Origin of the sequence: Micromonospora sp. AB353 (assembly GCF_049538395.1) — a bacterium.
GTDB lineage: Bacteria > Actinomycetota > Actinomycetes > Mycobacteriales > Micromonosporaceae > Micromonospora > Micromonospora aurantiaca.
This window is the reverse complement of sequence record NZ_JBMVFV010000009.1, coordinates 1-25,983: the sequence shown is the minus strand read 5'-3', so window position 1 is coordinate 25,983 and position 25,983 is coordinate 1. Positions and strand designations below refer to the sequence as shown.

Sequence of the window (25,983 nt, the reverse complement as noted above, 5' to 3'; positions counted from 1 at the left end):
ACGCGCCGAGGACCCGCCGCCGTACGGCCACGCTCGTCCACACTGGATTCCGGCAGCCACCGTCAGAGGTAGACCTTGCGCTGGTAGATCGCGTGCGCGCCGGCCACCCGGTCGAGGAAGAGCAGCCCGGCGCAGTGGTCGATCTCGTGCTGGAGCGCCCGCGCCTCGAAGCCGTCGGTCACCAGCCGGACCGGCTCGCCGCTGCCGGGAAGCGCGCCCTCCACCACCAGGCGGCTGGCCCGCTTCACGTCGCCGGTCAGGTCCGGCACCGACATGCAGCCCTCCCGGCCGGCCTTCCACCGGGACGCCTCCACCACGCGGGCGTTGCACAGCACGAACGTGCCGTGCACGGTGACCGCCTTCGGATGCCCCGTCACGTCCACCGCGAACACCTGCGCGCTCACACCGACCTGCGGCGCCGCCAGACCCACACAACCGGGCGAGACACGCATGGTGGCCACCAGGTCGGCGGCGAGGCGCACCACCTCGGCAGACGTCGGGTCGACCTCCGGGCCCGGTCGGCTCAGCACCGGCTCCGGGGCGGTGACCACCGGTCGTACCGCGCCGGGGATGCCGAGCTTCTCCGGGGTCCAGCCGCCCAGGCCCGCGTACTCCGGCCCGGTCACAGCAGATCCGTGTCCGCCGGGCGGAGGCTGACCCCCACGCCCAGCTCCGCGGCGACCCGGGTGAGCCGGCCGGCCACCTCGTCCGACACGCCCGGCGGCAGCTCGACCTCGGCGACCACCACATACAGCGAACCGGTCAGCCGGGTGCTCAGGTCGGTCACGTTCCCGCCCGCGTCGGTGAGCACCCGGGTCATCGCCGCGACGATGCCCATCCGGTCGGCGCCGTGCACCGCGAGCACGTACGGCTCCCCGGTGGGCTCGCTGCCGCCGTCGGGCGTCACCTCGCGTACGGTCGCCAGCAGGTGGCCGTCGGCGGCGAGCGGGCCCAGCGCGGCCTCGACGTCGGCGGCGGCCGGGCCCACGCAGATCAGGGTCATCGCGAAGTGTCCCCGCAGCCGGGTCATCGTCGAGTCGGTGAGGTTCGCGCCGAGCCGGGCGAGGACCTCCGCGACGTCGGCCACGATGCCCGGCCGGTCCCGGCCGATGACGGTGATCGCGAGCTCGTTCATTCGGACATTCTGCCCCGTCGCCCATGATCGATCGCGCCCGGCCACCCGGCCCGCCCAACCTGCGGGAAAGACAGCCGTGACATGATCGGCGACGCGATGTCCGATCCCACATTCGCCACCCAGGTCAGCCGGTGGTACGAGCGCAACGCCCGCGACCTGCCCTGGCGCAAGCCGGGCATCGGCGCCTGGGCGATCCTGGTCAGCGAGGTCATGCTCCAGCAGACCCCCGTGGTCCGCGTGGTGCCCGCGTGGGAGGCGTGGCTGGCCCGCTGGCCCGACCCGCGCGCGCTCGCCGAGGACACCCCGGCCGAGGCGATCCGGATGTGGGGGCGGCTCGGCTACCCCCGCCGGGCGGTACGCCTGCGCGAGTGCGCGGTGGCGATCGTGGAACGCCACGGCGGCGTGGTGCCCGACCGGCTCGACCAACTGCTGGCGCTACCCGGTGTCGGCACGTACACGGCCCGCGCGGTCGCCGCGTTCGCGTACGGGCAGCGGCACCCGGTGGTCGACACGAACGTTCGGCGCGTGGTGTGCCGGGCGATCGCCGGTGAACCCGACGCCGGCCCCACCACCCGTCCCGCCGACCTGGTCGCCACCGAGGAACTGCTGCCGGTCGAGCCGGCCGCCGCCGCGCTCGCCAGCGCCGCGTTCATGGAACTCGGTGCCGTCGTCTGCACCGCCCGCGCGCCGCGCTGCGCGATCTGCCCGGTCGAGTCGAGCTGCGCCTGGCGGGCCTCCGGGCAGGCCGCCCCCACGGGACCGACCCGCCGGCCGCAGCGCTACGCCGGCACCGACCGGCAGGTACGCGGACTACTGCTCGCGGTGCTGCGGGAGTCCACCGGCCCGGTGCCGCACCAGCGACTGGACCAGGTGTGGCACGACGACGTGCAGCGGGCGCGGGCGCTGGCCGGCCTGGTCACCGACGGCCTGGTGGAACCGGTGGGCGAGGAGTCCTTCCGCCTGGCCGGCGACGGCCCTGCCGTCCCCCTCCCCCTCCCCTGACCCCGCCCCGCCTCCGCCTCCGCCCGCCCTCGGCTCGCCCCGTTGATCATGAAGTTAGCGGCGACCAATCGGGCGCCAAGTGCGGTCAACCTCATGATCGACCACGGCGGGGCTGGAGCGAGGAGGGCGTGGTGGGTGGGCACGGAAAGGCGACGGCCCCGGTGGCTTTCGCCTACCGGGGCCGTCGCCCTCGAACTGTGCTGACCTACGCGGCGTCGTCAGCGCCCGTGGCGGCGGTGCCGCCGAGGTCCGCCGGGACCGCGTCCGGCACGGCGTCCGGCCGGTCCGCACCGCGGAAGACGAGCTTGGACTTGTCGATGTTCTCCGGGTCGCCCTCGCAGTCCACGACCACGATCTGACCCGGGGTCAGCTCGTTGAACAGGATCCGCTCGGACAGGTTGTCCTCGATGTCGCGCTGGATCGTGCGGCGCAGCGGCCGCGCGCCCAGCACCGGGTCGAAGCCCTTCTTCGCGAGGTACTTCTTCGCGTTGTCGGTCAGCTCCAGGCCCATGTCCTTGTTGCGCAACTGGGTCTCGATGCGCTGGATCATGATGTCGACGATCGAGAGGATCTCGGTCTCGCGCAGCTGGTGGAAGACGATGGTGTCGTCGATCCGGTTCAGGAACTCGGGCCGGAAGTGCTGCTTGAGCTCGTCGTTGACCTTCTGCTTCATCCGGTCGTAGTTCGACTCGGAGTCCTCAGAGGCCTGGAAGCCCAGCGAGACCGCCTTGGCGACGTCGCGCGTACCGAGGTTGGTGGTCAGGATGATGACCGTGTTCTTGAAGTCCACGATCCGGCCCTGGCCGTCGGTGAGGCGCCCGTCCTCCAGGATCTGGAGGAGCGTGTTGAACACGTCCGGGTGGGCCTTCTCGATCTCGTCGAAGAGGACCACCGAGAACGGCCGGCGACGCACCTTCTCGGTCAGCTGCCCGCCCTCGTCGTAGCCGACGTAGCCGGGAGGGGCACCGACGAGCCGGGACACGGTGTACCGGTCGTGGAACTCCGACATGTCGAGCTGGATGAGGGCGTCCTCGCTGCCGAACAGGAACTCGGCGAGCGCCTTGGACAGCTCGGTCTTACCGACGCCGGACGGGCCGGCGAAGATGAACGAGCCGGACGGGCGCTTCGGGTCCTTCAGGCCGGCCCGGGTACGCCGGATCGCCTTCGAGACCGCCTTGACCGCGTCCTCCTGGCCGATGACGCGCTTGTGCAGCTCGTCCTCCATGCGCAGCAGGCGCGAGGTCTCCTCCTCGGTCAGCTTGTAGACCGGGATGCCGGTCCAGTTGCCGAGCACCTCGGCGATCTGCTCGTCGTCGACCTCGCTGACGACGTCCAGGTCACCGGCCTTCCACTCCTTCTCCCGCTGCGCCTTCTGGCCCAGCAGCTGCTTCTCGGTGTCACGCAGCTGCGCGGCCCGCTCGAAGTCCTGCGCGTCGATCGCGGACTCCTTGTCGCGGCGCACCTGGGCGATGCGCTCGTCGAAGTCGCGCAGGTCCGGCGGCGCGGTCATCCGGCGGATCCGCATCCGGGCGCCCGCCTCGTCGATCAGGTCGATCGCCTTGTCCGGCAGGAACCGGTCGGAGATGTACCGGTCGGCGAGCGTCGCGGCGGCGACCAGGGCGGCGTCGGTGATGGAGACGCGGTGGTGCGCCTCGTAGCGGTCCCGCAGGCCCTTGAGGATCTCGATGGTGTGGGCCAGCGACGGCTCACCCACCTGGATCGGCTGGAAACGACGCTCCAGAGCGGCGTCCTTCTCCAGGTGCTTGCGGTACTCGTCGAGCGTGGTGGCGCCGATGGTCTGCAGCTCACCACGGGCCAGCATCGGCTTGAGGATGCTGGCGGCGTCGATCGCGCCCTCGGCCGCGCCCGCACCGACGAGCGTGTGGATCTCGTCGATGAACAGGATGATGTCGCCGCGGGTGCGGATCTCCTTGAGCACCTTCTTCAGGCGCTCCTCGAAGTCACCGCGGTAGCGGGAACCGGCGACCAGGGCACCGAGGTCGAGCGTGTAGAGCTGCTTGTCCTTCAGCGTCTCGGGCACCTCGCCCTTGATGATCTTCTGGGACAGGCCCTCCACCACGGCGGTCTTGCCGACGCCGGGCTCACCGATCAGCACCGGGTTGTTCTTGGTGCGGCGGGACAGCACCTGCATGACCCGCTCGATCTCCTTCTCCCGCCCGATGACCGGGTCGAGCTTGCCCTCGCGGGCGGCCTGGGTCAGGTTGCGGCCGAACTGGTCCAGCACGAGGCTGGTCGACGGCGCGGCCTCACCCGGCGCGGCACCGGCGGCGGCCGGCTCCTTGCCCTGGTAGCCGGAGAGCAGCTGGATGACCTGCTGGCGGACCCGGTTCAGGTCGGCGCCCAGCTTCACCAGGACCTGGGCGGCGACGCCCTCGCCCTCGCGGATCAGGCCGAGCAGGATGTGCTCGGTGCCGATGTAGTTGTGGCCGAGCTGCAGCGCCTCGCGCAGCGACAGCTCCAGCACCTTCTTGGCCCGCGGCGTGAACGGGATGTGCCCGCTCGGCGCCTGCTGGCCCTGGCCGATGATCTCCTCGACCTGCTGACGCACGCCCTCCAGGGAGATGCCGAGGCTCTCCAGGGCCTTTGCCGCGACACCCTCACCCTCGTGGATCAGGCCCAGCAGGATGTGTTCCGTACCGATGTAGTTGTGGTTGAGCATCCGGGCCTCTTCTTGGGCCAGGACGACAACCCGTCGCGCTCGGTCGGTGAACCGCTCGAACATGCCCTCGTGCTCCTCACGTGCCGTGCGCCTTGATGGTCAGATCTCGGCGGGGCCGGTGCGCGGACGTCCGGGACGGGCGTCCGTGCCTCCTTACTCTATCGCCGCGGACCGTCTCCGCTGAGGTCGTGTGCCCCCGCGAATGACCGTTCCGACGTCGTTTCTGACAACCGTCCACGCTCAGGAGGTGTTCCGGGGCCCCTGCCTGTACGCGCAGAGCGAAATTCGACCGGCACCCGAACGGCCGGTCGAGTGGACCGGAGGCGGCAACCGATGCGTCCGCCGGGCCGTCCACAGCCTGTGGATGAAGTCTCCACCGCCTGTGGACAACCGTCCCCGGCGGGGTTTTCTTCCCTGCCGCCGCCATCGAGGGCGGCACTGTGGGCCGGACCGGACATCCGGCACAGGGACGACGGGACCGGTACGGCGCGGTCCGACCGTGACCGCGGACCGGAAACGGCGACGCCGGCCCGGAGTCGCACTCCGGTCCGGCGTCGCGTCGCCCGTGACGAGGTCGGGTCAGTGCCCCGCCTTCGCGTGGTACTCGTCCACGATCTCCTGCGGGATCCGGCCCCGGTCGGAGATGTCCTTGCCGGCCTTCTTGGCCCATTCGCGGATGGCCCGGTTCTGCTCGCGGTCGGCGGTCGCGCCGCCCCGGCCACGAGCGGCACGGCCACCCACGACCACACCCCCGCGACCGACCTTCGTTCCGTTCGCGATGTACGGCGCGAATACGTCACGCAATTTACCGGCGTTGGATGCGGAGAGGTCGATCTCGTACTGCACACCGTCGAGCGCGAACTTGACGGTCTCGTCAGCGTCCCCGCCGTCCAGGTCATCGACCAGCTTGTGAATGATCTGCTTGGCCACGTCCCACATTCCTTTCGAGCAGGGTTGTACTCCTGCAATACTCCGAGCACAATAACCCGTCCGGCGCTTGTTCCGTCAATAGGATCGGGTAACGAGCCGGAGAAGGCTTGCGGGCGAGCGCCTACTCGGGCCGGACCAACGGGAACAGGATCGTTTCCCGAATTCCGAGCCCCGTCAGTGCCATCAGCAGCCGGTCGATTCCCATTCCCATGCCACCGGACGGCGGCATTCCATACTCCATCGCTCGGAGAAAATCCTCGTCCAGTCGCATCGCCTCGTCGTCCCCACGCGCCGCGAGCTGCGCCTGGGCCACCAGCCGCTCCCGCTGCACGACCGGGTCCACCAGCTCCGAGTACGCGGTGCCCAGCTCGAATCCGAGCACGTAGAGGTCCCACTTCTCGGCCAGGCCCGGCTCGCTGCGGTGGGCCCGGGTCAGCGGGCTGGTCTCCTCCGGGTAGTCCATGACGAACGTCGGCGCCTGAAGCGACGGCACGACCAGTTCCTCGAACAACTCCTCGGCCAGCTTGCCCGGTCCCCACTTCGGGTCGACGGAGAGACCGACCTTGTCCGCGTACTCGACCAGGCGTGCCCTTTCGGTGCGGACGGTGACCTCCTCACCGAGCGCTTCGGAAAGAACACCGAACAGCGACACCGACCGCCACTCGCCGCCCAGATCGAACTCACGCCCGTCGGCGTGCGTCACCACCGTCGAGCCGGCGACCGCCACTGCGGCCTGCTGTACCAGATTTCGGGTCAGCTCCGCCATCGTGTGGTAGTCGCCGTACGCCTGGTACGCCTCCAGCATCGCGAACTCGGGCGAGTGCGAAGAGTCGATGCCCTCATTACGGAAGTTGCGGTTGATCTCGAAGACGCGGTCGACGCCACCGACCACCGCGCGCTTGAGAAACAGTTCCGGCGCGATTCGCAGATACAGATCCGTGTCGAGCGCATTGCTGTGGGTCACGAATGGGCGTGCCGCCGCCCCGCCGTGCAGCAGTTGCAGCATCGGCGTCTCGACCTCGATGAAGTCCTGCCCGTGCAGGGTGTCGCGCAGACTGCGGACGGCGGTGGCCCGGGTACGGACCATCTGCCGCGCCTGCGGCCGGACCACCAGGTCCACGTAGCGCTGACGGACCCGGGACTCCTCGCTGAGCGGCTTGTGCGCCACCGGCAGCGGACGCAGCGCCTTCGCGGTCACCGCCCACTCCTCGGCGAGAACGGACAGCTCGCCGCGCCGGCTGGTGATCACCTCGCCGGTCACGCCGACGTGGTCGCCCAGGTCGACCAGGCGCTTCCAGTCCCCCAGCCGCTCGGCGCCGACCCGGTCCAGCGAGAGCATCGCCTGGACCTCGGTGCCGTCACCGTCCCGCAGGGTCGCGAAGCAGAGCTTGCCGGTGTTGCGAATGAAGATCACCCGGCCGGTGACCGAGACCCGGTCGCCGGTGGCGGTGTCGGTGGGCAGGTCGCCGTAGCGCTCGCGCAGCCGCGCGAGCGTCGTGGTGCGCGGGAAACCCACCGGGTACGGCTCGACGCCCTCGGCGAGCATCCGGTCCCGCTTCTCCCGGCGGACCTTCATCTGCTCCGGAAGGTCGTCGGCGGGGTCTGTTGGCAGGGCGTTCTGCTCGGTCACGGCACGCTTCCTCAGGCCTTGGGGACATCGGCGGGGTCAGCACATGAGCGTACTCAAGCGCCGTGGCGGCCGTTACGGGATAACCTGCCCGCCATGACCGACCCCACTGCGGCCCTCTCGTTCGGCGCCGCCGCGGCCGATTACGACCGGTTCCGTCCCCGCTATCCGGAGGCCGCGCTGCGCTGGGCGCTGGACGGGCTGCACGACGCCCGGGTGGTGGACCTCGGCGCCGGCACCGGCATCCTCACCCGCGGGCTCCTGGCGCTGACCGGGCCGGTGGCTCAGGTCGTACCCGTGGAACCTGATCCGGGGATGCGGGCGCAACTGGCCGCCGCGACGCCGGGTGCGACGGCGCTGGCCGGCAGCGCCGAGGCGGTGCCGCTGCCGGACGGGTCGGCGGACGCGGTGCTGGCCGGGCAGGCCTACCACTGGTTCGACAGGGAGCGGGCGCACGCCGAGGTGGCCCGGGTGCTGCGCCCGGGCGGCACGTTCGCGCCGGTCTGGAACATCCGGGACGAGCGGGTCGGCTGGGTGGCGGAGCTGACCCGGATCGCCCACCTCGGCGACAACGCGGGCGACGTGACCCAGCGGTACGCGGACTTCGGCGCCGCCTTCACCGCTGTCGAGGTGGGCGAGTTCGCGCACGCCACCACACTGACGCCGGACGAGGTGGTGGGCATGCTGCACACCCGCTCGTTCTGGCTGACCGCCGACGCGGACGAGCGGCGACGGGTCGACGCGGAGCTGGCGGAGCTGTTCGCCGGCCACCCCGACCTGGCCGGCCGGGAGACGGTCGAGCTGCCGTACCGCACGATGGTGCTCCGGGCGCGCCGGCGTTAAGAAGGGGCCCCTCCTCTACCGGAGGCGTTAACAGGGGGCCCTTCCTTGCACCTCAGACGTTGCGGTCGTAGACCATCCGCAGGCCGATCAGCGTGATCATCGGCTCGTGGTGGGTGATGGTGTGGCACTCGCCGAGCACCAGCGAGGCCAGGCCGCCGGTGGCGATGACCGCCTTGACGCCGCCCAGTTCCTCGGACATCCGCTCGACGATCCGGTCCACCTGCCCGGCGAAGCCGAAGTACAGCCCGGCCTGGAGGCACTCGACGGTGTTCTTGCCGATCACCGAACGCGGACGGGTCGCCTCCACCTTGCGCAGCTGGGCGGCGCGGGCGGCCAGCGCGTCGAAGGAGATCTCGATGCCGGGCGCGAACGCGCCGCCGAGGAACTCCCCCCGGCTGCTGACCAGGTCGAAGTTCGTGGTGGTGCCGAAGTCCACGACGATCGACGGCCCGCCGTAGAGCGTGTACGCGGCCAGCGTGTTCACCACCCGGTCCGCGCCCACCTCCTTCGGGTTGTCGATGGCGAGCTGCACGCCCGTCCGGACGCCCGGCTCGACGATCACGCTGGGCAGGTCGGCGTAGTACCTGTCGAGCATGGTGCGCAGCGAGCGCAGCGCGGCCGGCACGGTCGAGCAGGCGGCCACGCCGGTGATCTCCACGGCGTCCCCGGCGAGCAGGCCGCGGAACATCAGACCCAGCTCGTCCGCTGTGGAACGGGCGTCGGTCTTGATCCGCCACGAATGCACCAGCTTGTCGCCGTCGAAGGTCGCCAGCACGGTGTTCGTGTTTCCAATGTCGATGCAGAGCAGCACAGCGGCAGCCTAGACGTCACGCAGGTCGAGGGCGATGTCCAGGATCGGTGAGGAGTGGGTGAGCGCGCCGACGGAGAGGAAGTCGACGCCCGTCGCGCCGTACTCGGCGGCCATCGGCAGCGTCAGCCCGCCGGTGGCCTCCAGCTCCGCCCGGTCGCCCACCGACGCCACCACCTCGCGCAACTGCGCCGGCGTCATGTTGTCCAGCAGCAGGAACCGGGCCCCCGCCTCGACCGCCTCCACCGCCTCGGCCGGCGTGTCCACCTCGACCTGCACCGCGACGTCGGGGAACGCCTCCCGGACCCGGCGGAACGCGGCACCGATCCCGCCCGCCGCGACCTTGTGGTTGTCCTTGATCATGGCGACGTCGTACAGGCCCATCCGCTTGTTGGTGCCGCCGCCGGCCCGGACCGCGTACTTCTCCAGTGCCCGCAGGCCCGGCGTGGTCTTGCGGGTGTCCAGCACCATCGCCTTCGTGCCGGCCAGCGCGTCGGCCCAGGCCCGGGTGTGCGTCGCCACCCCGGACATGCGGGACAGCAGGTTCAACGCCGTCCGCTCGGCGGTCAGCAGCAGCCGGGTCGGCCCGGTCACGGTAGCCAGCACGTCGCCGCGCGCCACCCGCTGCCCGTCGTGAGCCACGAGCGAGACCTCGACCGTACGCCCCGCGCCGGTCACCTCGCCGACCAGCTCGAACACGGCGGCGGCGACCGGCAGCCCGGCCACCACGCCGTCGGCGCGCGCCACCAGGTCGGCCGTGTCGTGCTGCTCGTCCGGGATGGTGGCCACGCTCGTCACGTCGAGGAAGTCGGGTCCGAGATCCTCGTGCAGCGTGTCGACGACGACGTGCCGGACCCGCTCCGGGTCCAGGCCGCCGTCCCGCAGCGCCCGCTCCGTCGGCTCCCTCATGAGTGCTTCTCCTCCCAGCGCTCGGCCACAATGCCGTCCGTGCCCACCTCGGCCACCAGGTGGCCCAGCCACCGCTCGTCGGCCGTCGGGAAGTCCTCCCGCCAGTGGCAGCCCCGCGTCTCCTGGCGCGCGTACGCGGCAGCGACCAGCGTCGACGCCACAGTCAGCAGGTTCGTCGCCTCCCAGTCGGCGGTACGCGGCACGCCCCGGCCCGCGCCCAGCCCGGTGAGCGTGGCGGCGGTGGCTTCCAGCGTGTCCGCCGAGCGGAGCACGCCAGCACCCCGCGTCATCGCCCGTTGCAGCTCCGCCGTGCCGGACGCCGGCACCAGCGCGCCAGGACCGCCCACCCAGGCGCCGGTCTCCGCCGGGCGGGCCTGCTCGGGCAGCCCGGCGGCGATGTCCTCGGCGATCCGGCGGGAGAAGACCAGCCCTTCCAGCAGCGAGTTGCTGGCCAGCCGGTTCGCGCCGTGCACGCCGGTGCAGGCGACCTCGCCGCAGGCGTACAGGCCGGGGATGGAGGTACGGCCGCGCAGGTCCGTCCGGACGCCGCCGGAGGCGTAGTGCGCGGCCGGCGCGACCGGGATCAGGTCGGTCGCCGGGTCCACGCCGATGGCCAGGCAGGACGCCACGATGGTGGGGAACCGCCGGGCCAGGAAGTCGCCGCCCAGGTGGCGGGCGTCCAGGAACACGTGGTCCGCGCCGGACGCGAGGAGCACCCGGTGGATGCCCTTCGCGACCACGTCGCGCGGCGCCAGCTCGGCCAGTTCGTGCTGGCCGACCATGAACCGCTTGCCGTCGCCGTCGACCAGGTGGGCGCCCTCGCCGCGCAGCGCCTCGGAGACCAGCGGCTGCTGGGCCAGCCCCGCACCCGGACCGCCGGGCGGCACGATCAGCGCGGTCGGGTGGAACTGGACGAACTCCACGTCGGTGACCGCCGCGCCCGCGCGCAACGCCAGCGCCACCCCGTCCCCGGTGGAGACCGCCGGGTTGGTGGTGGCGGCGAAGATCTGCCCCATGCCGCCGGTGGCCAGCACCACCGCGCGGCCGAGGATGGCGCCGACGCCGTCCTCGCTGCCCTCGCCGAGCACGTGCAGCGTGATGCCGCAGGCCGGGCCGAGCCCGTCCGGTCCGTCGCCCGGTGCGCGCAGCAGGTCCAGCACCAGCGCGTGCTCGACCAGCCGGATCCACGGGTCGCGGCGGACCGCGTCGTGCAGCGCCCGCTGCACCTCCGCGCCGGTGGCGTCGCCGCCCGCGTGCACGATCCGGTCGGCCCGGTGGCCGCCCTCCCGGGTCAGCATCAGCGAGCCGTCCGGGTTGCGGTCGAACTCCGCCCCGATCCGCATCAACTCGCGCAGCCGGGTCGGGCCCTCGGCCACCAGTGCGCGGACCGCCGCCGGGTCGCACAGGCCGACGCCGGCGACCTCCGTGTCGTACGCGTGCGCGTCCGGCGTGTCCGCCGGGTCCAGCACGGCGGCGATCCCGCCCTGCGCCCAGCGGGTCGAGCCCTCGTCCATGTCGACCTTGGTGACCACCGTGACGTGCAGGCCGGCCTCGCGCAGGTGCAGCGCGGCGGTCAGCCCGGCCACGCCGGAGCCGACCACGATCACGTCTGTCGTCTCCACCCAGCCGGGGGCGGGCGCGGCGAGCAGCCGGGGCAGCGCCGGCAGGTCGACGGTCGGTAGGTCCATGAGCACAGTCAACCCGAAGCGAACTCGGCTCGGGCGCGGGGGGCGTGACGAGTGCGGTCCGCTACCTCGTCCGGCGCGGCAGGCCGGCCGGTCCGGCGCCCTTCAGTGAGGTGGTCACCGTCCGGTCGCTGAGCCACAGGTAGCAGCGCACTCCCCGGTCGCCGACCGCCCAGCGACCGGCAGCGGGCGGACGGACCACCACGTCGCTGCGGTAGCGCAGCAGCCCGTCGGCGGGCACCCCGGCGTACCGGGCGATCACACCGAAGCAGCCGTCGTAGAGCGGGACCCAGTCCTCGGGCTTCTTCGGGTACGGGCGGTCCGGCGCGGCCCACACGCCGACGAACTCGGCGTCGTGCGCGACAGCGCAGTCGACCGGGTTGAGCCGCTCCACGCGGTTCGTGTCCCGTACCGAACGCTGGCAGCCCAGCCGCAGCGGGGAGTGCGCCTTGAGCGCGTCGCGCAGGCTGCCCGTCCGGGTGACCACGGTGGCCGCCGCCTCGACCGTGGTCAGCTCGGACAGGTCGCACCGGTACCAACGGGAGCCCGCCGTCCAGCCGGTGCCCGTCGGCACCGCCACCGCGAGCCGGAGCCGCCCGGCGCGCCAGTCGTCACCCACGTACCCGGCGGCCCGCTTGTCGCAGTCGGCGAACGCGGTACGCAGCTCGGGCGAGGCGAGCGGCGGCGGGGTGGGCCGGTCGGCGGTGAAGGCCCCGACGTGCACGGTCTCCACCCGGTGCGGCAGCTCGCAGCCGACCGGCGCGTACGCGGCCAGGCCGACGCTCGGAGTGAAGTCGGCGACCTGGCAGACCCCGGCCGCCGGGGTGAACGGCCCGGGTGCGGCCATCGCGGCCCAGTCGTCGGTGAGGTCGCCGTCCAGCCCGCCGGTTCCGGCACAGCCGGTCAGGGCGGCGCTCGCGACCATCGCGGCGACCAGGAAGCTCATCGCACGGCGCATCGCGGCCTCCCCCAGCCGACGACCGTCGATCCCCGACGGTCCGCCCAGGGTAGCCGAAAATGACCTTCCGGTGACAGACCGCGTTCCCCGCCCTTGCGCCCCGCCCGCGGCCGGGAGGGTCAGCTGTGGGCGGCGGCGAGGGGGTTGGGGACGGGGGCGCCTGCGGTGCCGGGGGCCGCGGTCGCCGGGTCGGCGGAGAGGTCGACGACCTTGTTCTCCGCGTCCACGTGCACCACCTTCGGGCGGTACGCGCGGGCCTCGGCGTCGTCCATCTGCCCGTACGAGATCAGGATGACCAGGTCACCGGGGTGCACCAGGTGCGCGGCGGCGCCGTTGATGCCGATCACCCCGCTGCCCCGCCGCCCCGGGATCACGTACGTCTCCAGCCGGGCGCCGTTTGTGATGTCCACGATCGCGACCTGCTCGCCGGGGATCAGGTCCGCCGCGTCGAGCAGGTCCTCGTCCACAGTCACCGAGCCGACGTAGTGCAGGTCGGCCTGGGTCACGGTGGCCCGATGGATCTTCGACTTGAGCATGGTCCGCAGCATCGGGGTGCCTTTCCGCATTCGTGGTGGGGTTCAGGGACGCGGCGCGAGGTGGATCGCCGTGTTGTCGATCAGACGGGTGGCGCCGACCCAGGCCGCGATCAGCAGCCGGGCCGGACCGGCGACCGGGCCCGGTTCCAGCTCGGCGTCGGTGAGCACCAGGTAGTCCAGGCGGGCGTCCGGCGCGTCGAAGGCCCGGTGCGCGGCGGCAAGCACCGCGCCCGCGTCCTCACCCCGCTCGGCCGCCGTCGCGCCGGCCCGCAACGCGGCGGACAGGCTCAGCGCGGTCTCCCGCTCGGCCGCCGACAGGTACCGGTTACGGCTGGACATGGCCAGCCCGTCCGGTTCCCGTACGGTCGGCACGCCGACGATCTCGGCCGGCACGTCGAGGTCGCGGACCATCCGGCGGACCAGGGTGAGCTGCTGGTAGTCCTTCTCGCCGAAGAACGCCAGGTCCGGGCGGGTGAGCTGGAGCAGCTTCATGACCACTGTGAGCACGCCGTGGAAGAAGCCGGGACGGCTCAGGCCCTCCAGGTCCTCGCCGAGCGGACCCGGGTCGAGCCGCACGGCCGGGCGGCCCTCCGGGTACATCTCGGTCACCGAGGGCGCGAACACCACGTCCACCCCTGCCCGGCGGCAGATCTCCAGGTCGGTGTCGAGCGTGCGCGGGTAGCGGTCGAAGTCCTCGTTCGGGCCGAACTGCAGCGGGTTCACGAAGATCGTGACGATGACGTGGCCGGCGCGCTCGCGGGCGGCCCGCAGCAGCGCCTCGTGCCCGGCGTGCAGCGCGCCCATGGTCATCACCACGCCGACCGGGCCGGCCATCGCCTCGCGGGCCGCCGCCAGTTCCTTGCGCGTGTGCAGCACCTCGGCCATCAGGCCGCCACCTCGATTCCGTCGAGCACGTTGCGCAGTGCGGCCGCGTCCGCCGGGCGAAGGCGGCCGACCGCGACGGCACGATCCGCCGTCCGTCGTGCCAACGCCAGATACGCGGGTACGGATTCCGGCGCGGTCCGCGCCAGCCGGTCCAGATGCCGGCGTACGGTGCCCGCGTCACCGCGCGACACCGGGCCGGTGAGCGCGTCGTCGCCCAGCCGCAGCGCGTTCTCCAGCGCGGCCCGCAGCAGCGGGGCGAGCACCTTCTCCGGCCGCTCCACCCCGGCGTCGCGCAGCCGGTCGGCGGCCTCGTTGACGAGCGTCACCAGGTGGTTCGCGCCGTGCGCGAGAGCCGCGTGGTAGAGCGGGCGGTCGTTCTCACCGACCCACTCCGGTACGCCGCCCAGGTCGGCCACCAGCCGGGCCGCGAACGGGCGCAGCTCGGCCGGGGCGGTCACCCCGTAGGAGATGCCGGGCAGGCGGGACAGGTCGTCCGGCGTACCGGTGAAGGTCATCGCGGGGTGCAGCGCGAGCGGCCGGGCGCCCGCCTCGACGGCCGGGGCCAGCGCGGCGAGCCCGTGCGCGCCGGACGTGTGCGCCACCACCTGGCCGGGGCGCAGCGCGCCGCTCGCGGCCAGGTCCGCGACCACGCCCGCGAGCGCGTCGTCCGGGACCGCGACGATCAGCAGGTCGGCGGCGGCGCGCGCCACGGCGGACGCGGAACGGTGCGGGGTCTGCGGCAGCAGCAGCGCCAGCCGGGCCTTCGTCGCGCCCGAGGCACCGGACGCGGCGACCACCCGGTGACCGGCAGCGGCGAGGGCCGCGCCCAGCACGGCGCCGACCCGGCCGGCGCCGAGGACGCCGACGGCGAGGGTACGCGGGAAGACGAGCGGGGCAGCGGTGGCCCGGGGGCGCAGCGGTGCGCTCATGGCGGCGATCCAGTCCTCGAAGGGGGTACCGGTCGATGGCAAGTATGCGCCCGGGTGACAGACCCGGAACAAGGAGGTGTGAAAACCTTCACCGACCGCCGGAAGCGGCTGCTGCGCTGGCGGGCAAACCGCTCGTTCGGGTACGTCCCGTAGGGTCGGCCCGGTGACCTCCCCGCTGCGCTGGTGCGACGCGATGGAGCGGGCGCTGTACGGGCCGGACGGCTTCTTCGTCTCGGGCGCCGGGCCCGCCGCGCACTTCCGCACGAGCGTGCACGCCTCGCCCGTCTTCACCGCCTGCGTGCTGCGGCAGCTCGGCACGGTGGACGCGGCGCTGGGGCACCCGGACCGGCTGGACGTGGTGGACGTGGGCGCGGGCCGGGGCGAACTGCTCCGGGCGCTGCTGGCCCAGGCCGCACCCGAGCTGGCCGCCCGGCTCCACCCGGTGGCTGTGGAACGGGCCGCCCGCCCGCCGGACCTGCCCCCGGAGATCGACTGGCGCACCGACATCCCCGACGGCATCACCGGCCTGCTCGTGGCGACGGAATGGCTGGACAACGTCCCCGTGGACGTGGCAGTCCCCACCCCCGAGGGCTGGCGCCTCCTCCTGGTGAACCCGAAGACCGGCGAGGAGACGATGGGCCCGCCCCCTACCCCCACCGACACCACCTGGCTGACCACCTGGTGGCCCCCCACCCTCCCCCCGGTCCCCACCCCCGCTCCCACCCCGGTGATCAAGGAGTTTGTGGCTGCGGAGGGCCCGGATCGGGACACGAACTCCTTGATCACCGACGCCGGGCAGGGCGGCGGGAGGGCGGAGATCGGGTCGGGACGGGATCTGGCCTGGGCCGGGGCTGTGGGGAAGGTGACGCGCGGGCTGGCGCTTGCGGTGGACTACGGGCATCTGCGGGACTCGCGTCCCCCGGACGGGACGTTGACCGGGTATCGGGGTGGGCGGCAGGTGCCGCCGGTCCCGGACGGGTCGTGCGACGTGACGGCGCACGTCGCCATGGACTCGGTCGCCTCCGCCGGTGAGCGGGTCGCGCGGTGCGCGTACTCCCTGGTCTCTCAGCGGGAGGCGCTGCGGGCGCTCGGGGCCGACGGCGGGCGACCGCCGCTGAGCCTGGCCTCCCGCGACCCGGCCGGCTACCTGCGGGCGCTCGCCGCGGCGTCGGCGGCGGCGGAGCTGACCGACCCGGCCGGGCTCGGCGGGCACCTGTGGCTGCGGCAGCCGGTCGGCGTCGCGCTCGACGCGGTCGTGGCACGATGACGGGCATGACCACGGACGCCGCCGACCTCCGCGAGCTGACAGTCGGTACCGGCGCCGGCGGTGAGCAGCTCGGCACCGACATGGTGCTCAACATCGGGCCGCAGCACCCCTCGACGCACGGCGTGCTGCGGCTGAAGCTGGTGCTCGACGGGGAGCGGGTGGTCGCCGCCGAACCGATCGTCGGCTACATGCACCGGGGGGCGGAGAAGCTCTTCGAGGTACGCGACTACCGGCAGATCATCGTGCTGGCGAACCGGCACGACTGGCTGTCGGCGTTCTCCAACGAGCTGGGCGTGGTGCTCGCCGTCGAGCGGCTGATGGGCATGGAGGTGCCGGAGCGCGCCACCTGGCTGCGGATGGTGCTGGCCGAGCTGAACCGGGTGCTCAACCACCTGATGTTCCTCGGCTCGTACCCGCTGGAGATCGGCGCGATCACGCCGATGTTCTACGCGTTCCGGGAACGGGAGACCATCCAGGCGGTGATGGAGGAGGTCTCCGGCGGCCGGATCCACTACATGTTCAACCGGGTCGGCGGCCTGAAGGAGGAGGTGCCGTCCGGCTGGACCGGGCGTGCCCGCGCCGCCATCGCCGAGGTACGCCGCCGGATGCCGGACCTGGACAACTTGATCCGGCGCAACGAGATCTTCCTGGCCCGTACCGTCGGGGTCGGTGTGCTCTCCGCCGCCGACGCCGCCGCGTTCGGCGCGTCCGGGCCGGTCGCCCGCGCTTCCGGGCTCGACCTCGACCTGCGTCGCGACGAGCCGTACCTGGCCTACGACCAGCTCGACGTGCCGGTGGTGACGAAGACCGCCGGTGACTGTCACGCCCGGTTCGAGGTGCTGCTCGACCAGGTGTACGTCTCGCTCGACCTCGCCGAGCAGTGCCTGGACCGGGTGGACCGGATCAGCGGGCCGGTGAACACCCGGCTGCCGAAGGTGCTGAAGGCGCCGGAGGGGCACACGTACGCCTGGACCGAGAACCCGCTCGGCATCAACGGTTACTACCTGGTGTCCCGGGGCGAGAAGACGCCGTGGCGGATGAAGCTGCGCACCGCCTCGTACGCCAACGTGCAGGCGCTGTCGTCGCTGCTGCCCGGCTGCCTGGTGCCGGACCTGATCGCCATCCTCGGCTCGATGTTCTTCGTGGTGGGCGACATCGACAAGTAGCCGGCGGGGTCAGCGCCAGCGGTCGGCGGTGTCCCGGTACGGCCGGCCGTGCGCACCGTGCTCCGGGCTGCGCCACTCCGGTTCCGCCGGCCGCCATTCCGGCTCGGGCCGCCGCCAGTGCGACTCGGTCTGCCGCGGTTCCGGCTGACGCCACTCCGGTTCTGGCTGCCGCGCGTCCGGTTGACGCCATTCCGGCTCGACCTGGTGCGTTCGCCACTCCGGTTCGGCCTGGTGCCGGTTCGGTTCCGACTGAGTCCACTCCGGTTCGGGCCGGTGCCACTCGGGCGGCGGCTGACGCCATTCCGGCTGGCCGCTGCGCTGCGTCGGCGGCCGCCACTCGTCCGGTACCGGCACCCCACCGGCTGGCAGCGCCGGGTGGCTCTCCCTCTCCCCGGACCAGCGGTCGCCGGTTCCGTCCGGCCCGCCCGCGTCCGGCCTGCCGCCGCGTACCGACGCCCACCGATCCTCGACCCGGTACTCGGTGCCGCCGCCGTCGGCGTGCACTGCGGCCCGCCGTTCCCCGAGCCGGATCTCCCGGCCGTCACCGTCGTCGCGGACCGCCGCCCACCGATTGCCGGCACGCATCTCGGACCACTGGTCGCCGTCGGTGCTCGCCCGGTCCGCCGTTTCGCCCGCCGCCGCCGGCCAGGTGCTCGCCGCCCGGCCTGCCCGGTCCTCACCACCGCCGGACCACTGCCGCCGCTCCTCCGCCGCCGCGCGGCCCTGGTCGGTCGACCATCCACCCCCGGCGGTACGCCCCGACCAGCCCGGTTCCCCGGCTGACGGCCCGGACCAGGCCGGCTCCCCGGCGGTACGCCCGGACCAGCCCGGTTCGCCTGCTGAAGGCCCCGACCAGCCCTGTTCGCCGGCGGCGGCCCGGCCGACGCCCGCCCACGGATGCTCGGAACCCGGACCTCCGGGGTCGGTCCACGAGGGCCCGCCGTCGGCGGACCCGGCGCCCCAGCCGTCGTCGTCAGGTCCGGCCCGACGGCCTGCCCGGTCGTCCCGGCCCGGTTCGCGATGGCCCGCGCGCCACTGGCCGGCCGGCTCCGTGCCCCGGGACCGCTCCTCGTCCGACCAGCCGCCGGGGAATCCGCCGTACCGGCTTCCGGCCGGCTCACCACCGCCGACGATCGTGTGCCGGGTGGTGACGTGCACCGTCTCGGTGTGGTGGACCACGCCGACCGGGCGGGTCTCCGGCCTGGGCATCGGCTCGGACACCCGCGCCGCGCCGTACACCCCGCTCGCCTGCCGGTCCGGCCGTGCGGTGGCCCGCGCCGGCTCGGAGTCGTGCCGACCGGCCCGCGCCGGTTCGTCCTCGTCCCGGCCGGCCGGGTGCGCCCGGCCGACGTCGGGCGTGCCGGCGACCGGCACCCTCGCCGCGCCACTCGGGCGCTCCGGCGCCGACGCGGAGGGGGACGCCGAGGCGGACACGGGTGCGGAGGCCAGCCCGGCGGCGGCCGCGTCGAGCCGGTGCCGTACCGCGCCGGCCACCTCCTCGGCCCGTCGTGCCTGGTCGAGCGCCTGGTTGCCGCGCTGGGCGGCGGCCACGATCTCGGCCCGCAACTCGCGCCGGAGCTGCGCCAGCTCCTCGCGCATCTCCTCGGACGCCACGCCCCCGGGAGCGCCGTCCGGCCGCAACGCGATGGACAGGCCGATGAGCACGACCGCGAGGATCGCCAGGACCGCGCCGAACCGGAGCGAACCGTTTCCGTCGGCGATCAGCAGGATGAGCGCGGCCAGGGGCGCCAGCCCCACACCGACCCAGAACAGGACGGTGAGCAGGGTGGGCGTGCTCTTGTCGGCGGGCGCGACCGAGGCTGGCATGGCTGAGCAGAGTACCGAGAGTTCCACCGGAGGGGAACGGGTCGGCGCCACTCGATGAGCGGCCCGCCGAACGGGCCACCCGTGCCGCCGGCCGGCACACGTGGCGCCGGCCGGCGGTGCCGCGTCAGCTCGTGGCCAGCGCCGCGTCGGAGGAGAAGACCAGGCCGACGCTCGCCGAGCCGGTCTTCAGCGCGTTCTTGGTCTGCGGGCCGCCCGCGTCCAGCGAGCTGAACGAGCCGGCCTTGAAGTCGTACACCTCGACCAGACCGGCCTGGCACTTCGGCCGCTGCGGGCACTCCGGCGGCCCGGCCAGCACGGTGGCCTGGCCGGAGCACTTGGCGGCCAGCTCGGAGAGCGTGGACACGCCGTACTTGTCGGCGAACGCCTTGGTCACCGCGAACGCGTTCTGGTCCTGCGCCTGGGACGGCTGGCCGAAGACCAGGCCGGCCTTGTCACCCTCGGTCTTCAGCGCCGCGACGGTCTTGTCCAGCTCCGGGGACGAGACGGGCTGGGCGTCCTTGCCGTTGGCCTTGGTGTTGAGGAACTCCGCCATGGTGGCGGCGTACTCCGGGACGACCTGGATCTGGCCCTTCTCCAGGGCCGGCTCGTAGAGCTCCCGGTTGCCGATGGTCTGCACCTTGACCTGGTAGCCGGCCGCGGTGAGCGCGATCTTGTACAGCTCGGCGATGGTCTGGCTCTCGCTGAAGTTGCCGGCACCGACGGTGATCTGACCGCCCGGGCCCTTCTCGATGCCGTCGGTCACGCCGTTTGCGGAGGCGAACTCCTGCGCCGCGACCTGGGGCGTCTTGCGGTCGACGTCGACCGCCCGGTTGAGCTGGATCAGCTTCGGGGTGTCGAGCTTCGCGGAGACCTTGTCCAGCGCGGCGACGAGCTGCGGCGTGGCCGCCTTCGCGTTGATCGCCGGGATGACGTTGTCGGTGTTCTGGAGCTTCTTGTCGTCGGTCAGGACGACGAGCTGGTCACCGGCCACCGGAGCACAGCCCGCCCCCGAGGCGCCCTGCTCGGGCGCGTCGGTGCCGGACGAGCCGGCGTCGCCGCAGCCGGTGAGGAGAACAGCCGCGGTGAGTGCGCCGAGCGCCCCCGCGGCCAGTGTCGTACGCGCGCGCATCAGTGCCCGCCTTCCGTGTCCCGGCGCGACCCCCTCGGGCCGGCCGCGTGTCCGACGGGCGATCCGGACGGCCACCCGCGACTCCAGCCAATATCCTCCGGACCCGACCGACAAACTCGGAGCGGTTTTCGTCATCTGATCGTCACCGACGGCTCAACTGCCGGTCGTCGCCGCCGTCGCCCGACGGTTCGCCCGCGTACGTTCCCGACGCAGCGGGCGGGGCGTGACCACCCGCTCCACCAGCGCGAGCACCCCCTCGACGAGCAGGGCCAACCCGGCCACCAGCACCCCGCCGGCGATGATCTGGCCGCCGCCGGCGGCGATGTCGAGCCCGAACCCGGCCCGGATGATCTGGCCCAGCCCACCGCCGTTGACGAACGAGGCGAGCGCGGCGGTGGCCACCACCTGCACCGCCGCGGTGCGGAAGCCGGCCGCCAGGTAGGGCACCGCGAGCGGCAGCTCCACCCGGCGCAGCACCTGCCCGCCGGACAGGCCCATCCCCCGGGCCGCGTCCCGGGCCTCCGGGTCGGCCTGCCGCACTCCGGTGAACGCGTTCGCCAGCAGCGGCGGAATCGCGAAGACCGCGAGCGCCACCACCACGGCCGGGCGGCCGAAGCCGAGGAACGTCAGCGGCAGGATGGTCAGCAGCGCCAGCGTCGGGATCGCCAGTGTGACGTTGGAGACCAGCAGGACCAGCCCGCCGCCCCGGCCGCTGTGCCCGAGCCAGAGCCCGATCGGCCAGGCCACCAGGCAGCCCAGCAGCACCGCCAGCGCGGACATGCTCAGGTGCTCGCCGAGGCGGTCCAGCACGCCGCCGGGGTTGGTCCAGTTCAGCGGGTCGTTCAGCCAGACCACTGCCTGCTCGACGGGGTTCACCGGGCGGACCTCCCGCGCAGCCAGGGGGTGAGCAGGCGGCCCACGCCCGCCAGCACCAGGTCGAGCACCAGCGCCAGCAGCACGCACAGCACCGTGCCGGCCATGATCTGCGCCTTGTAGAAGTTGTTCTGGAAGCCCGCGAAGATGAGCTGCCCGAGCCCGCCCCGGCCGACCACCACCCCGACGGTGACGAGCGCGACGGTGGACACGGTCGCCAGCCGTACGCCGGTGAGGATGCCGGGCAGCGCCAGCGGCAGCTCGATCCGGAACAGCCGGCCCCACCTGCCGTACCCCATGCCCTCGGCGGCCTCGCGGACCTCGGGCGGCACCTGGTTCAGCCCGGCCAGCGCGTTGCGCACGATCACCAGCAGCGCGTACAGCGCGACGACGGTGAGCACGGTGATCGCACCGATGCCCAGGTACGGCGCGAGGAACGCGAACAACGCCAGCGACGGGACGGTGTAGAGCACCCCGGTCACCGCCAGGATCGGCGCCGACAGCGACCGGAACCAGTACGCGAGCACCGCCAGCGGCAGCGCCACCAGCGCGGCGATCACCACGGCGCGGGCGGTCAGCCAGGTGTGCTCCCGCAGCGCGGCGAGGATCGTGTCAGAGTTGTCCCGCACGTACTGCCAGGAGAACCACGGATTACCCGGGTCGGCCCGGTAGCTCAGGTGGAGGGACACACGTGGACGGTACCCCGGGAAGCGCCGCCGGAGGCGGCGCGGCGTCGATCACGCTGGAGCGCATCCGCAAGCGCTACCCGGACGGCACCGAGGCGGTACGCGAGCTGAGCCTGGAGGTCGCGGCCGGCGAACTGGTGGTGCTGATCGGCCCGTCCGGCTGCGGCAAGTCGACGGTGCTGCGCATGATCAACCGGCTGATCGAGCCGACCGACGGGCGGATCCTGCTCGGGGACGACGACGTCACCCGGGTCGACCCGGTGGCGCTGCGCCGCCGCATCGGGTACGTCATCCAGAACGTCGGACTGTTCCCGCACCAGACCGTCGCCGCGAACGTGGCGACCGTGCCGGGGCTGCTGGGCTGGCCCAGGCAGCGCACCCGGGACCGGGTCGGCGAGCTGCTGGAACTCGTCGGTCTGGACCCGGCGCAGTTCGGCAGGCGGTACCCGCACGAGCTGTCCGGCGGGCAGCGGCAGCGGGTCGGCGTGGCCCGGGCGCTCGCCGCCGACCCGGTGGTGCTGCTGATGGACGAGCCGTTCTCGGCGGTGGACCCGATCGTCCGGACCCGCCTGCAGGAGGAGTTCCTGCGGTTGCAGGCCGAGGTACGCAAGACGATCGTGCTGGTCACCCACGACCTCGACGAGGCGGTCCGGCTGGGCGACCGGATCGCGGTGCTGTCCGAGGGCGGCCGGCTGGAGCAGTACGACACACCGGCCGCGCTGCTCGGCTCGCCCGCCTCGGACTTCGTCCGCGAGTTCGTCGGCGCCGACCGGGGCATCCGGCGGCTCGCGGTGACGCCGGTGACCCGCGCGGTGCTCGACCCGCTCCCGGCCGACGGCGGCACCGGCCTGCCCACCGTCGCGCTCGGCGACTCGGCGTACGACGCGCTCGGCGCGCTGCTCACCTCCGGCGCCGAGCACGCGGTGGTGACCGAGGAGGGCCGGGCGGTGGGGCTGCTCACCCGCACCCGGGTGCTGGCGCTCGGTGCTGTGGACTGAGGTCAGGCCCGGCCGCCGAGGCTGGCCAGTCCGACGATCCAGCCGGCGAAGAAGCCGTACGTGACGCCGGTGCTGGCGGCCTGGAACGCGGCGAACAGCGAGCCGTGCGGGCCGAGGAGCGTGGCGAGCAGGGCACTGAGCCCGCCCGCGAGCGCGTACGCGCCCCAGCCGGAGAGGAACTGGCTGCCCGAGGACGTCACGCGGTCGACCTGCGGGCCGGGCAGCAGGTACAGCAGGACCGCCGCCAGCACGAGCAACAGGATCGCCCGCAGGTTGGTGGCGAACACGCCCTCGTCGGCCTGCCACCGCCAGGACGGCCAGGCGAGCAGCCGCAGGAACCAGCCACCCGCGCCGGTCGGGTCGGTGCCGCGCTGCGCCCAGTCCACGTACAACGGACTGCCGCCGACGGCGACGAGCAGGAACGCGGCGAGCGTGCCGGTGCCGGCGGCCGTGCCGTACCGGGGGACGGTGCGGGGGCGGTTGCTCAGAGCCATGCGGCGGTCAGTTCCCGGCCGGTCCCGCCGGGCAAACCTGCGCAACCGGTCGGCCGCCGTCGGCCGACGGGCAGCCATCGACCTCAGTGCTTCATCAGGTAGTCGATGAAGGCGGCGCGCAGCAGCGGCGCGGACTCGTCGTAGCCGTGCCCGGTCAGCTCACGCCAGAGCGCGTTCGCCTCGTCGATGGTCGGGCCGATCGAGTTCGGCGCGCCGTCCAGCGCGGCGGCCTCGTCGGCGTTGGGCAGGTGCCGCAGGACCGACCAGAAGAAGCCCACGTCGCGGCGGTCGCGCGCCAGGTTGAACGCCTGCTCGCGCAGTTCCTCGGTGGAGAGCTTGTCGAGCTCGTCGAAGGTGCGGCCACCGGGGGCAGGAGTATCGGTCATGCCGCCGAGCCTAACCGGAGAGATCAGTCCGGGCGCGCCGGACGCACGGCCACCGCCGGGGTCAGCGGTCGTCGGCGTCCCAGCGCCGGGGTTCGGTGTCCCAGCGCGGCGCCTCCCATGCCTCGACGGGGGTGTCGTGCTGGCGTACCGGGAGCACCGAGGGCCAGGCGTCGGCCGGTTCGGGCGGCGGGGTCATCGTCCAGCCGCCGCTCAGCGCGCCGTCCCGGGCCGGGCGGACCGGGCCGAGCGGACCCGGCGGTGCCGGGCGGGGACGGCCGAACGTCTCGACCAGCCGAGTGACGAGCAGGCCGGCCCCGAGCACGGCGCCGCCGAGCGCCCACCGGCTGACCGTCCAGCCGTGCGGCACGGTCCAGGCCAGGAACACCACCACCAGGCAGACCGCGAACAGGGTGCCGAAGATGCCGCCGCGCCGCCCGTACGCGCTGGTGCCGGCGAGCATCACCGTGCCGACCGCCAGCACGGTCCAGTCCAGTCCGGTGCCGGGCGCGACCTGACCGTCCCCGTTCGCCGCGATCAGCACGCCGCCCAGCATCGCCAGCACGGTGGACCCGACGAGCGCCAGCGCGGTCACCGTGGCGGCCGCCACGCCGCGCCGCCGGGCCGGGTCGGCGACCGGGCGGAACCGGCCGATCAGCCGGCGTACCGGTTTCATCGCGGCGAACAGGCCACCCAGGACGGCGACCGCGGCGAAGCCGACGAAGAAGTACAGCGCGCTGCCGCGTGGGTCGTAGTCGCCCTGCACCGTCACCGGCGCGGTCCGCCGTTCCAGGTAGACGATCACGCCGGCCGCCCCGGCCAGGCTCGCCGCCCATCCGGGCACGTGCAGCACCACCACGGCCAGGGCGAGCGCCAGCCCGGCCGCGGCCGCGATCGCCAGCGCCGGCAGCAGCGCCTCCCGCATGCCCCGGTCGCCCTGCTCGGCGAAGTGCAGGGCGGCGGCCAGCGCGACCGGCCCGATCGCCAGGTTCACCGCGCCGGCCCGCAGGCTCAGGCCGGCGGCGAGGGCGAGCAGGCCGAGCGCCGCCACGTCGACGAGCAGCGTCTTCAGGGAGCCGCCGCGCAGCGCGTCCGAGTCCTCCCGCCAGAGCAGCCAGGCCATCGCGACCAGACCGGCGAGCAGCACGAACTCCCAGAACACGTGTACCGCGATCCGGTCCCGGCCGGGTTCGCCGTGCGCCGGGTCGTCGAAGACGTTCTCCAGTACGGCAGCGGGCACCCCGGACGACGTCTCCGGCGGCGGCGCTGTCCGGCCCGCATCGTCGTACGCCATTGGCTCGCGCCTCCCCCAGGTGGCCGCGTCCGGCCCACGGGCGGGCGGACCGGTGGCGGCCGTCGCTCTCCGGTCGCCAGGGACGGTACCGCCGGGCCGGGGTGGGGGGAACCCTCAGAGACGGCCGCGGGGCGTCTCCCGGTCACCGGGCTCGCGGTCCTCGTCGTCCTCCTGCTCCGGCACCCGGCAGGAGCGTTCCAGCCAGAGCGCGGCCACTACCAGCGCCAGCGCGGCGATGAGGCCGCCGAGCGCGGCCGGCCGATCGCCCATCGCGGCGTTCGTGCGTTCCACGAACAGCCAGCCGGTCAGCCCGGCGTAGAAGCCGGCGAAGATGGCCCCGGCCAGCGCCGACGCCTTGGCCAGTACGACGAACCGGGCGACCAGCAGCGGGTTGACCGGCTCCCGGCCGGGCCGCCGCTCGATCCGGCCCCGGGTGTTCACCGCCGCGTAGCCCTCCAGCACGGCCAGCCCGGCCAGCGTGATCACCGGCAACCAGGGCAGGTCGGGCGCGAAGTCGTAGTAGAAGCCGCTGATCAGCAGCCAGGCCACCGCGGCGGCGGCCAGGCCGGCCACCACGAGCGTGGAGGCCCGGGTCGGCCCCATCCGGAAGCGGTCGGGCCCCTGCGGGGAGCGGTCGGTGCTCACCGCACCTCCTCAGCTCGCCACTGCCGGGCCACGATCCACCGGGTCATGTGTCCGACTCTAGCGCCAGATCGGGTCGCGGGCTCAGTTCCAGGGCGTCCGCGGCGAGCGGCTCGGCGTTGAGCAGATCGGTCAGCCAGCCGTGCCCGGGCAGCCGGCCGTGCGGCTCGATGTCGATCCACGGGCGCAGCACGAAGGCGCGCAGGTGGGCCCGGGGGTGCGGCAGGATCAGCTCGGGGTCGTCGCGGAGCACCGGCTCGCCGGCGTCGTCCCAGACCGCGATCACGTCCACGTCGA

26 protein-coding genes are annotated in these 25,983 nt (G+C 73.4%); 5 read left to right on the top strand and 21 right to left on the bottom strand.

What is annotated here, in order from left to right:
* Window positions 1-62: 62 nt before the first annotated feature.
* A complete protein-coding gene (locus tag ACPCK6_RS06830; RefSeq protein ID WP_318335979.1) occupies window positions 63-626 on the bottom strand; it encodes a peptide deformylase in 564 nt (187 codons plus the stop codon).
* Window positions 623-1,135, bottom strand: coding sequence for a glycine cleavage system transcriptional repressor (locus tag ACPCK6_RS06825; RefSeq protein WP_423480650.1), 513 nt, complete (start codon window positions 1,133-1,135; stop codon window positions 623-625). The genes ACPCK6_RS06830 and ACPCK6_RS06825 overlap by 4 nt, the downstream gene beginning before the upstream one ends.
* A 96-nt stretch (window positions 1,136-1,231) precedes the next feature.
* On the opposite strand from ACPCK6_RS06825, the gene ACPCK6_RS06820 reads away from it, so the two are divergent.
* Window positions 1,232-2,137, top strand: coding sequence for an HhH-GPD family protein (locus ACPCK6_RS06820; protein WP_423480649.1), 906 nt, complete (start codon window positions 1,232-1,234; stop codon window positions 2,135-2,137).
* Between the two features lie 205 nt (window positions 2,138-2,342).
* Here the strand turns inward: ACPCK6_RS06820 and ACPCK6_RS06815 are convergent, their stop codons facing one another.
* The 3 genes from ACPCK6_RS06815 to lysS all read right to left on the bottom strand — a co-directional run bounded on the left by ACPCK6_RS06815 (window position 2,343) and on the right by lysS (window position 7,377).
* Window positions 2,343-4,880, bottom strand: coding sequence for an ATP-dependent Clp protease ATP-binding subunit (locus ACPCK6_RS06815; protein WP_064446770.1), 2,538 nt, complete (start codon window positions 4,878-4,880; stop codon window positions 2,343-2,345).
* A gap of 516 nt (window positions 4,881-5,396) precedes the next feature.
* The gene (locus ACPCK6_RS06810; protein WP_013288952.1) at window positions 5,397-5,747 is read right to left on the bottom strand and encodes a histone-like nucleoid-structuring protein Lsr2; all 351 of its coding nucleotides are present in this window, start codon (window positions 5,745-5,747) and stop codon (window positions 5,397-5,399) included.
* 121 nt (window positions 5,748-5,868) lie between these two features.
* Window positions 5,869-7,377, bottom strand: a complete 1,509-nt coding sequence (gene lysS / locus ACPCK6_RS06805) for a lysine--tRNA ligase (protein ID WP_318335981.1) — start codon at window positions 7,375-7,377, stop codon at window positions 5,869-5,871.
* A gap of 93 nt (window positions 7,378-7,470) precedes the next feature.
* Between lysS and ACPCK6_RS06800 the strand changes: the two genes are divergently transcribed.
* Window positions 7,471-8,217, top strand: coding sequence for a class I SAM-dependent methyltransferase (locus ACPCK6_RS06800; RefSeq protein ID WP_396880885.1), 747 nt, complete (start codon window positions 7,471-7,473; stop codon window positions 8,215-8,217).
* 52 nt (window positions 8,218-8,269) lie between these two features.
* Here the strand turns inward: ACPCK6_RS06800 and ACPCK6_RS06795 are convergent, their stop codons facing one another.
* From ACPCK6_RS06795 to ACPCK6_RS06765, 7 genes are all read right to left on the bottom strand, one after another.
* Complete coding sequence (locus ACPCK6_RS06795) at window positions 8,270-9,028, bottom strand: type III pantothenate kinase (RefSeq protein ID WP_013288955.1); 759 nt, start codon at window positions 9,026-9,028, stop codon at window positions 8,270-8,272.
* 9 nt (window positions 9,029-9,037) lie between these two features.
* Window positions 9,038-9,934: a carboxylating nicotinate-nucleotide diphosphorylase gene (nadC, locus tag ACPCK6_RS06790; RefSeq protein WP_423480648.1), complete on the bottom strand. Its 897-nt coding sequence runs from the start codon at window positions 9,932-9,934 to the stop codon at window positions 9,038-9,040.
* Entirely contained in the window at window positions 9,931-11,622 is a 1,692-nt protein-coding gene (locus ACPCK6_RS06785) for an L-aspartate oxidase (protein WP_423480647.1), read from the bottom strand. The genes nadC and ACPCK6_RS06785 overlap by 4 nt, the downstream gene beginning before the upstream one ends.
* 61 nt (window positions 11,623-11,683) lie before the next feature.
* Entirely contained in the window at window positions 11,684-12,577 is an 894-nt protein-coding gene (locus ACPCK6_RS06780) for a septum formation family protein (RefSeq protein WP_423480646.1), read from the bottom strand.
* A gap of 119 nt (window positions 12,578-12,696) precedes the next feature.
* Entirely contained in the window at window positions 12,697-13,125 is a 429-nt protein-coding gene (gene panD / locus ACPCK6_RS06775; RefSeq protein WP_396880882.1) for an aspartate 1-decarboxylase, read from the bottom strand.
* A gap of 30 nt (window positions 13,126-13,155) precedes the next feature.
* A complete protein-coding gene (gene panC, locus ACPCK6_RS06770) occupies window positions 13,156-13,998 on the bottom strand; it encodes a pantoate--beta-alanine ligase (protein ID WP_423480645.1) in 843 nt (280 codons plus the stop codon).
* Window positions 13,998-14,927 carry a Rossmann-like and DUF2520 domain-containing protein gene (locus ACPCK6_RS06765; RefSeq protein WP_030273714.1) on the bottom strand — a complete coding sequence of 310 codons (930 nt, stop codon included), beginning with the start codon at window positions 14,925-14,927 and terminating at the stop codon, window positions 13,998-14,000. The genes panC and ACPCK6_RS06765 overlap by 1 nt, the downstream gene beginning before the upstream one ends.
* Before the next feature lie 193 nt (window positions 14,928-15,120).
* Here ACPCK6_RS06765 and ACPCK6_RS06760 point away from each other — a divergent pair, with 193 nt between their 5' ends.
* The gene (locus tag ACPCK6_RS06760) at window positions 15,121-16,194 is read left to right on the top strand and encodes an SAM-dependent methyltransferase (protein ID WP_423480695.1); all 1,074 of its coding nucleotides are present in this window, start codon (window positions 15,121-15,123) and stop codon (window positions 16,192-16,194) included.
* Window positions 16,191-17,360 (top strand): NADH-quinone oxidoreductase subunit D, encoded by a 1,170-nt coding sequence (locus tag ACPCK6_RS06755; RefSeq protein ID WP_423480644.1) that lies wholly within the window; start codon window positions 16,191-16,193, stop codon window positions 17,358-17,360. Before ACPCK6_RS06760 ends, ACPCK6_RS06755 begins: the two co-directional genes overlap by 4 nt.
* 9 nt (window positions 17,361-17,369) lie before the next feature.
* On the opposite strand, the gene ACPCK6_RS06750 is transcribed toward ACPCK6_RS06755, so the two are convergent.
* The 4 genes from ACPCK6_RS06750 to ACPCK6_RS06735 all read right to left on the bottom strand — a co-directional run bounded on the left by ACPCK6_RS06750 (window position 17,370) and on the right by ACPCK6_RS06735 (window position 21,878).
* Window positions 17,370-19,187: a hypothetical protein gene (locus tag ACPCK6_RS06750; RefSeq protein ID WP_423480643.1), complete on the bottom strand. Its 1,818-nt coding sequence runs from the start codon at window positions 19,185-19,187 to the stop codon at window positions 17,370-17,372.
* Between the two features lie 124 nt (window positions 19,188-19,311).
* Entirely contained in the window at window positions 19,312-20,316 is a 1,005-nt protein-coding gene (locus ACPCK6_RS06745; RefSeq protein ID WP_091425701.1) for a glycine betaine ABC transporter substrate-binding protein, read from the bottom strand.
* A 153-nt stretch (window positions 20,317-20,469) separates the two neighbouring features.
* Window positions 20,470-21,192 (bottom strand): ABC transporter permease, encoded by a 723-nt coding sequence (locus ACPCK6_RS06740; protein WP_318335991.1) that lies wholly within the window; start codon window positions 21,190-21,192, stop codon window positions 20,470-20,472.
* Window positions 21,189-21,878, bottom strand: a complete 690-nt coding sequence (locus tag ACPCK6_RS06735; RefSeq protein ID WP_013288967.1) for an ABC transporter permease — start codon at window positions 21,876-21,878, stop codon at window positions 21,189-21,191. The genes ACPCK6_RS06740 and ACPCK6_RS06735 overlap by 4 nt, the downstream gene beginning before the upstream one ends.
* Window positions 21,879-21,880: 2 nt before the next feature.
* Between ACPCK6_RS06735 and ACPCK6_RS06730 the strand changes: the two genes are divergently transcribed.
* Window positions 21,881-22,873, top strand: coding sequence for an ABC transporter ATP-binding protein (locus ACPCK6_RS06730; RefSeq protein ID WP_423480642.1), 993 nt, complete (start codon window positions 21,881-21,883; stop codon window positions 22,871-22,873).
* Window positions 22,874-22,875: 2 nt separating this feature from the next.
* Here ACPCK6_RS06730 and ACPCK6_RS06725 read toward each other — a convergent pair whose 3' ends face one another.
* The 5 genes from ACPCK6_RS06725 to ACPCK6_RS06705 form a co-directional block, all read right to left on the bottom strand.
* Window positions 22,876-23,367 (bottom strand): hypothetical protein, encoded by a 492-nt coding sequence (locus ACPCK6_RS06725; protein ID WP_423480641.1) that lies wholly within the window; start codon window positions 23,365-23,367, stop codon window positions 22,876-22,878.
* Between the two features lie 83 nt (window positions 23,368-23,450).
* Complete coding sequence (locus tag ACPCK6_RS06720; protein WP_135242344.1) at window positions 23,451-23,753, bottom strand: hypothetical protein; 303 nt, start codon at window positions 23,751-23,753, stop codon at window positions 23,451-23,453.
* Between the two features lie 61 nt (window positions 23,754-23,814).
* Window positions 23,815-25,044, bottom strand: a complete 1,230-nt coding sequence (locus ACPCK6_RS06715; RefSeq protein ID WP_423480640.1) for an ABC transporter permease — start codon at window positions 25,042-25,044, stop codon at window positions 23,815-23,817.
* Window positions 25,045-25,158: 114 nt separating this feature from the next.
* Window positions 25,159-25,647, bottom strand: coding sequence for a DUF3180 domain-containing protein (locus ACPCK6_RS06710; protein WP_423480694.1), 489 nt, complete (start codon window positions 25,645-25,647; stop codon window positions 25,159-25,161).
* Between the two features lie 85 nt (window positions 25,648-25,732).
* A partial coding sequence (locus ACPCK6_RS06705) for a 2-amino-4-hydroxy-6-hydroxymethyldihydropteridine diphosphokinase (RefSeq protein ID WP_423480639.1) occupies window positions 25,733-25,983 on the bottom strand: 251 nt, incomplete at its 5' end.

What these genes read in the sequence shown, in the direction of transcription:
- ACPCK6_RS06825 (WP_423480650.1), bottom strand. Translation starts at nt 1,135, where the DNA reads ATGAACGAGCTCGCGATCACCGTCATCGGCCGGGACCGGCCGGGCATC.
- ACPCK6_RS06820 (WP_423480649.1), top strand. Translation starts at nt 1,232, where the DNA reads ATGTCCGATCCCACATTCGCCACCCAGGTCAGCCGGTGGTACGAGCGC.
- ACPCK6_RS06815 (WP_064446770.1), bottom strand. Translation starts at nt 4,880, where the DNA reads ATGTTCGAGCGGTTCACCGACCGAGCGCGACGGGTTGTCGTCCTGGCC.
- ACPCK6_RS06800 (WP_396880885.1), top strand. Translation starts at nt 7,471, where the DNA reads ATGACCGACCCCACTGCGGCCCTCTCGTTCGGCGCCGCCGCGGCCGAT.
- nadC (WP_423480648.1), bottom strand. Translation starts at nt 9,934, where the DNA reads ATGAGGGAGCCGACGGAGCGGGCGCTGCGGGACGGCGGCCTGGACCCG.
- ACPCK6_RS06785 (WP_423480647.1), bottom strand. Translation starts at nt 11,622, where the DNA reads ATGGACCTACCGACCGTCGACCTGCCGGCGCTGCCCCGGCTGCTCGCC.
- ACPCK6_RS06780 (WP_423480646.1), bottom strand. Translation starts at nt 12,577, where the DNA reads ATGCGCCGTGCGATGAGCTTCCTGGTCGCCGCGATGGTCGCGAGCGCC.
- panD (WP_396880882.1), bottom strand. Translation starts at nt 13,125, where the DNA reads ATGCTGCGGACCATGCTCAAGTCGAAGATCCATCGGGCCACCGTGACC.
- panC (WP_423480645.1), bottom strand. Translation starts at nt 13,998, where the DNA reads ATGGCCGAGGTGCTGCACACGCGCAAGGAACTGGCGGCGGCCCGCGAG.
- ACPCK6_RS06765 (WP_030273714.1), bottom strand. Translation starts at nt 14,927, where the DNA reads ATGAGCGCACCGCTGCGCCCCCGGGCCACCGCTGCCCCGCTCGTCTTC.
- ACPCK6_RS06760 (WP_423480695.1), top strand. Translation starts at nt 15,121, where the DNA reads ATGGAGCGGGCGCTGTACGGGCCGGACGGCTTCTTCGTCTCGGGCGCC.
- ACPCK6_RS06755 (WP_423480644.1), top strand. Translation starts at nt 16,191, where the DNA reads ATGACGGGCATGACCACGGACGCCGCCGACCTCCGCGAGCTGACAGTC.
- ACPCK6_RS06750 (WP_423480643.1), bottom strand. Translation starts at nt 19,187, where the DNA reads ATGCCAGCCTCGGTCGCGCCCGCCGACAAGAGCACGCCCACCCTGCTC.
- ACPCK6_RS06745 (WP_091425701.1), bottom strand. Translation starts at nt 20,316, where the DNA reads ATGCGCGCGCGTACGACACTGGCCGCGGGGGCGCTCGGCGCACTCACC.
- ACPCK6_RS06725 (WP_423480641.1), bottom strand. Translation starts at nt 23,367, where the DNA reads ATGGCTCTGAGCAACCGCCCCCGCACCGTCCCCCGGTACGGCACGGCC.
- ACPCK6_RS06720 (WP_135242344.1), bottom strand. Translation starts at nt 23,753, where the DNA reads ATGACCGATACTCCTGCCCCCGGTGGCCGCACCTTCGACGAGCTCGAC.
- ACPCK6_RS06715 (WP_423480640.1), bottom strand. Translation starts at nt 25,044, where the DNA reads ATGGCGTACGACGATGCGGGCCGGACAGCGCCGCCGCCGGAGACGTCG.
- ACPCK6_RS06710 (WP_423480694.1), bottom strand. Translation starts at nt 25,647, where the DNA reads ATGGGGCCGACCCGGGCCTCCACGCTCGTGGTGGCCGGCCTGGCCGCC.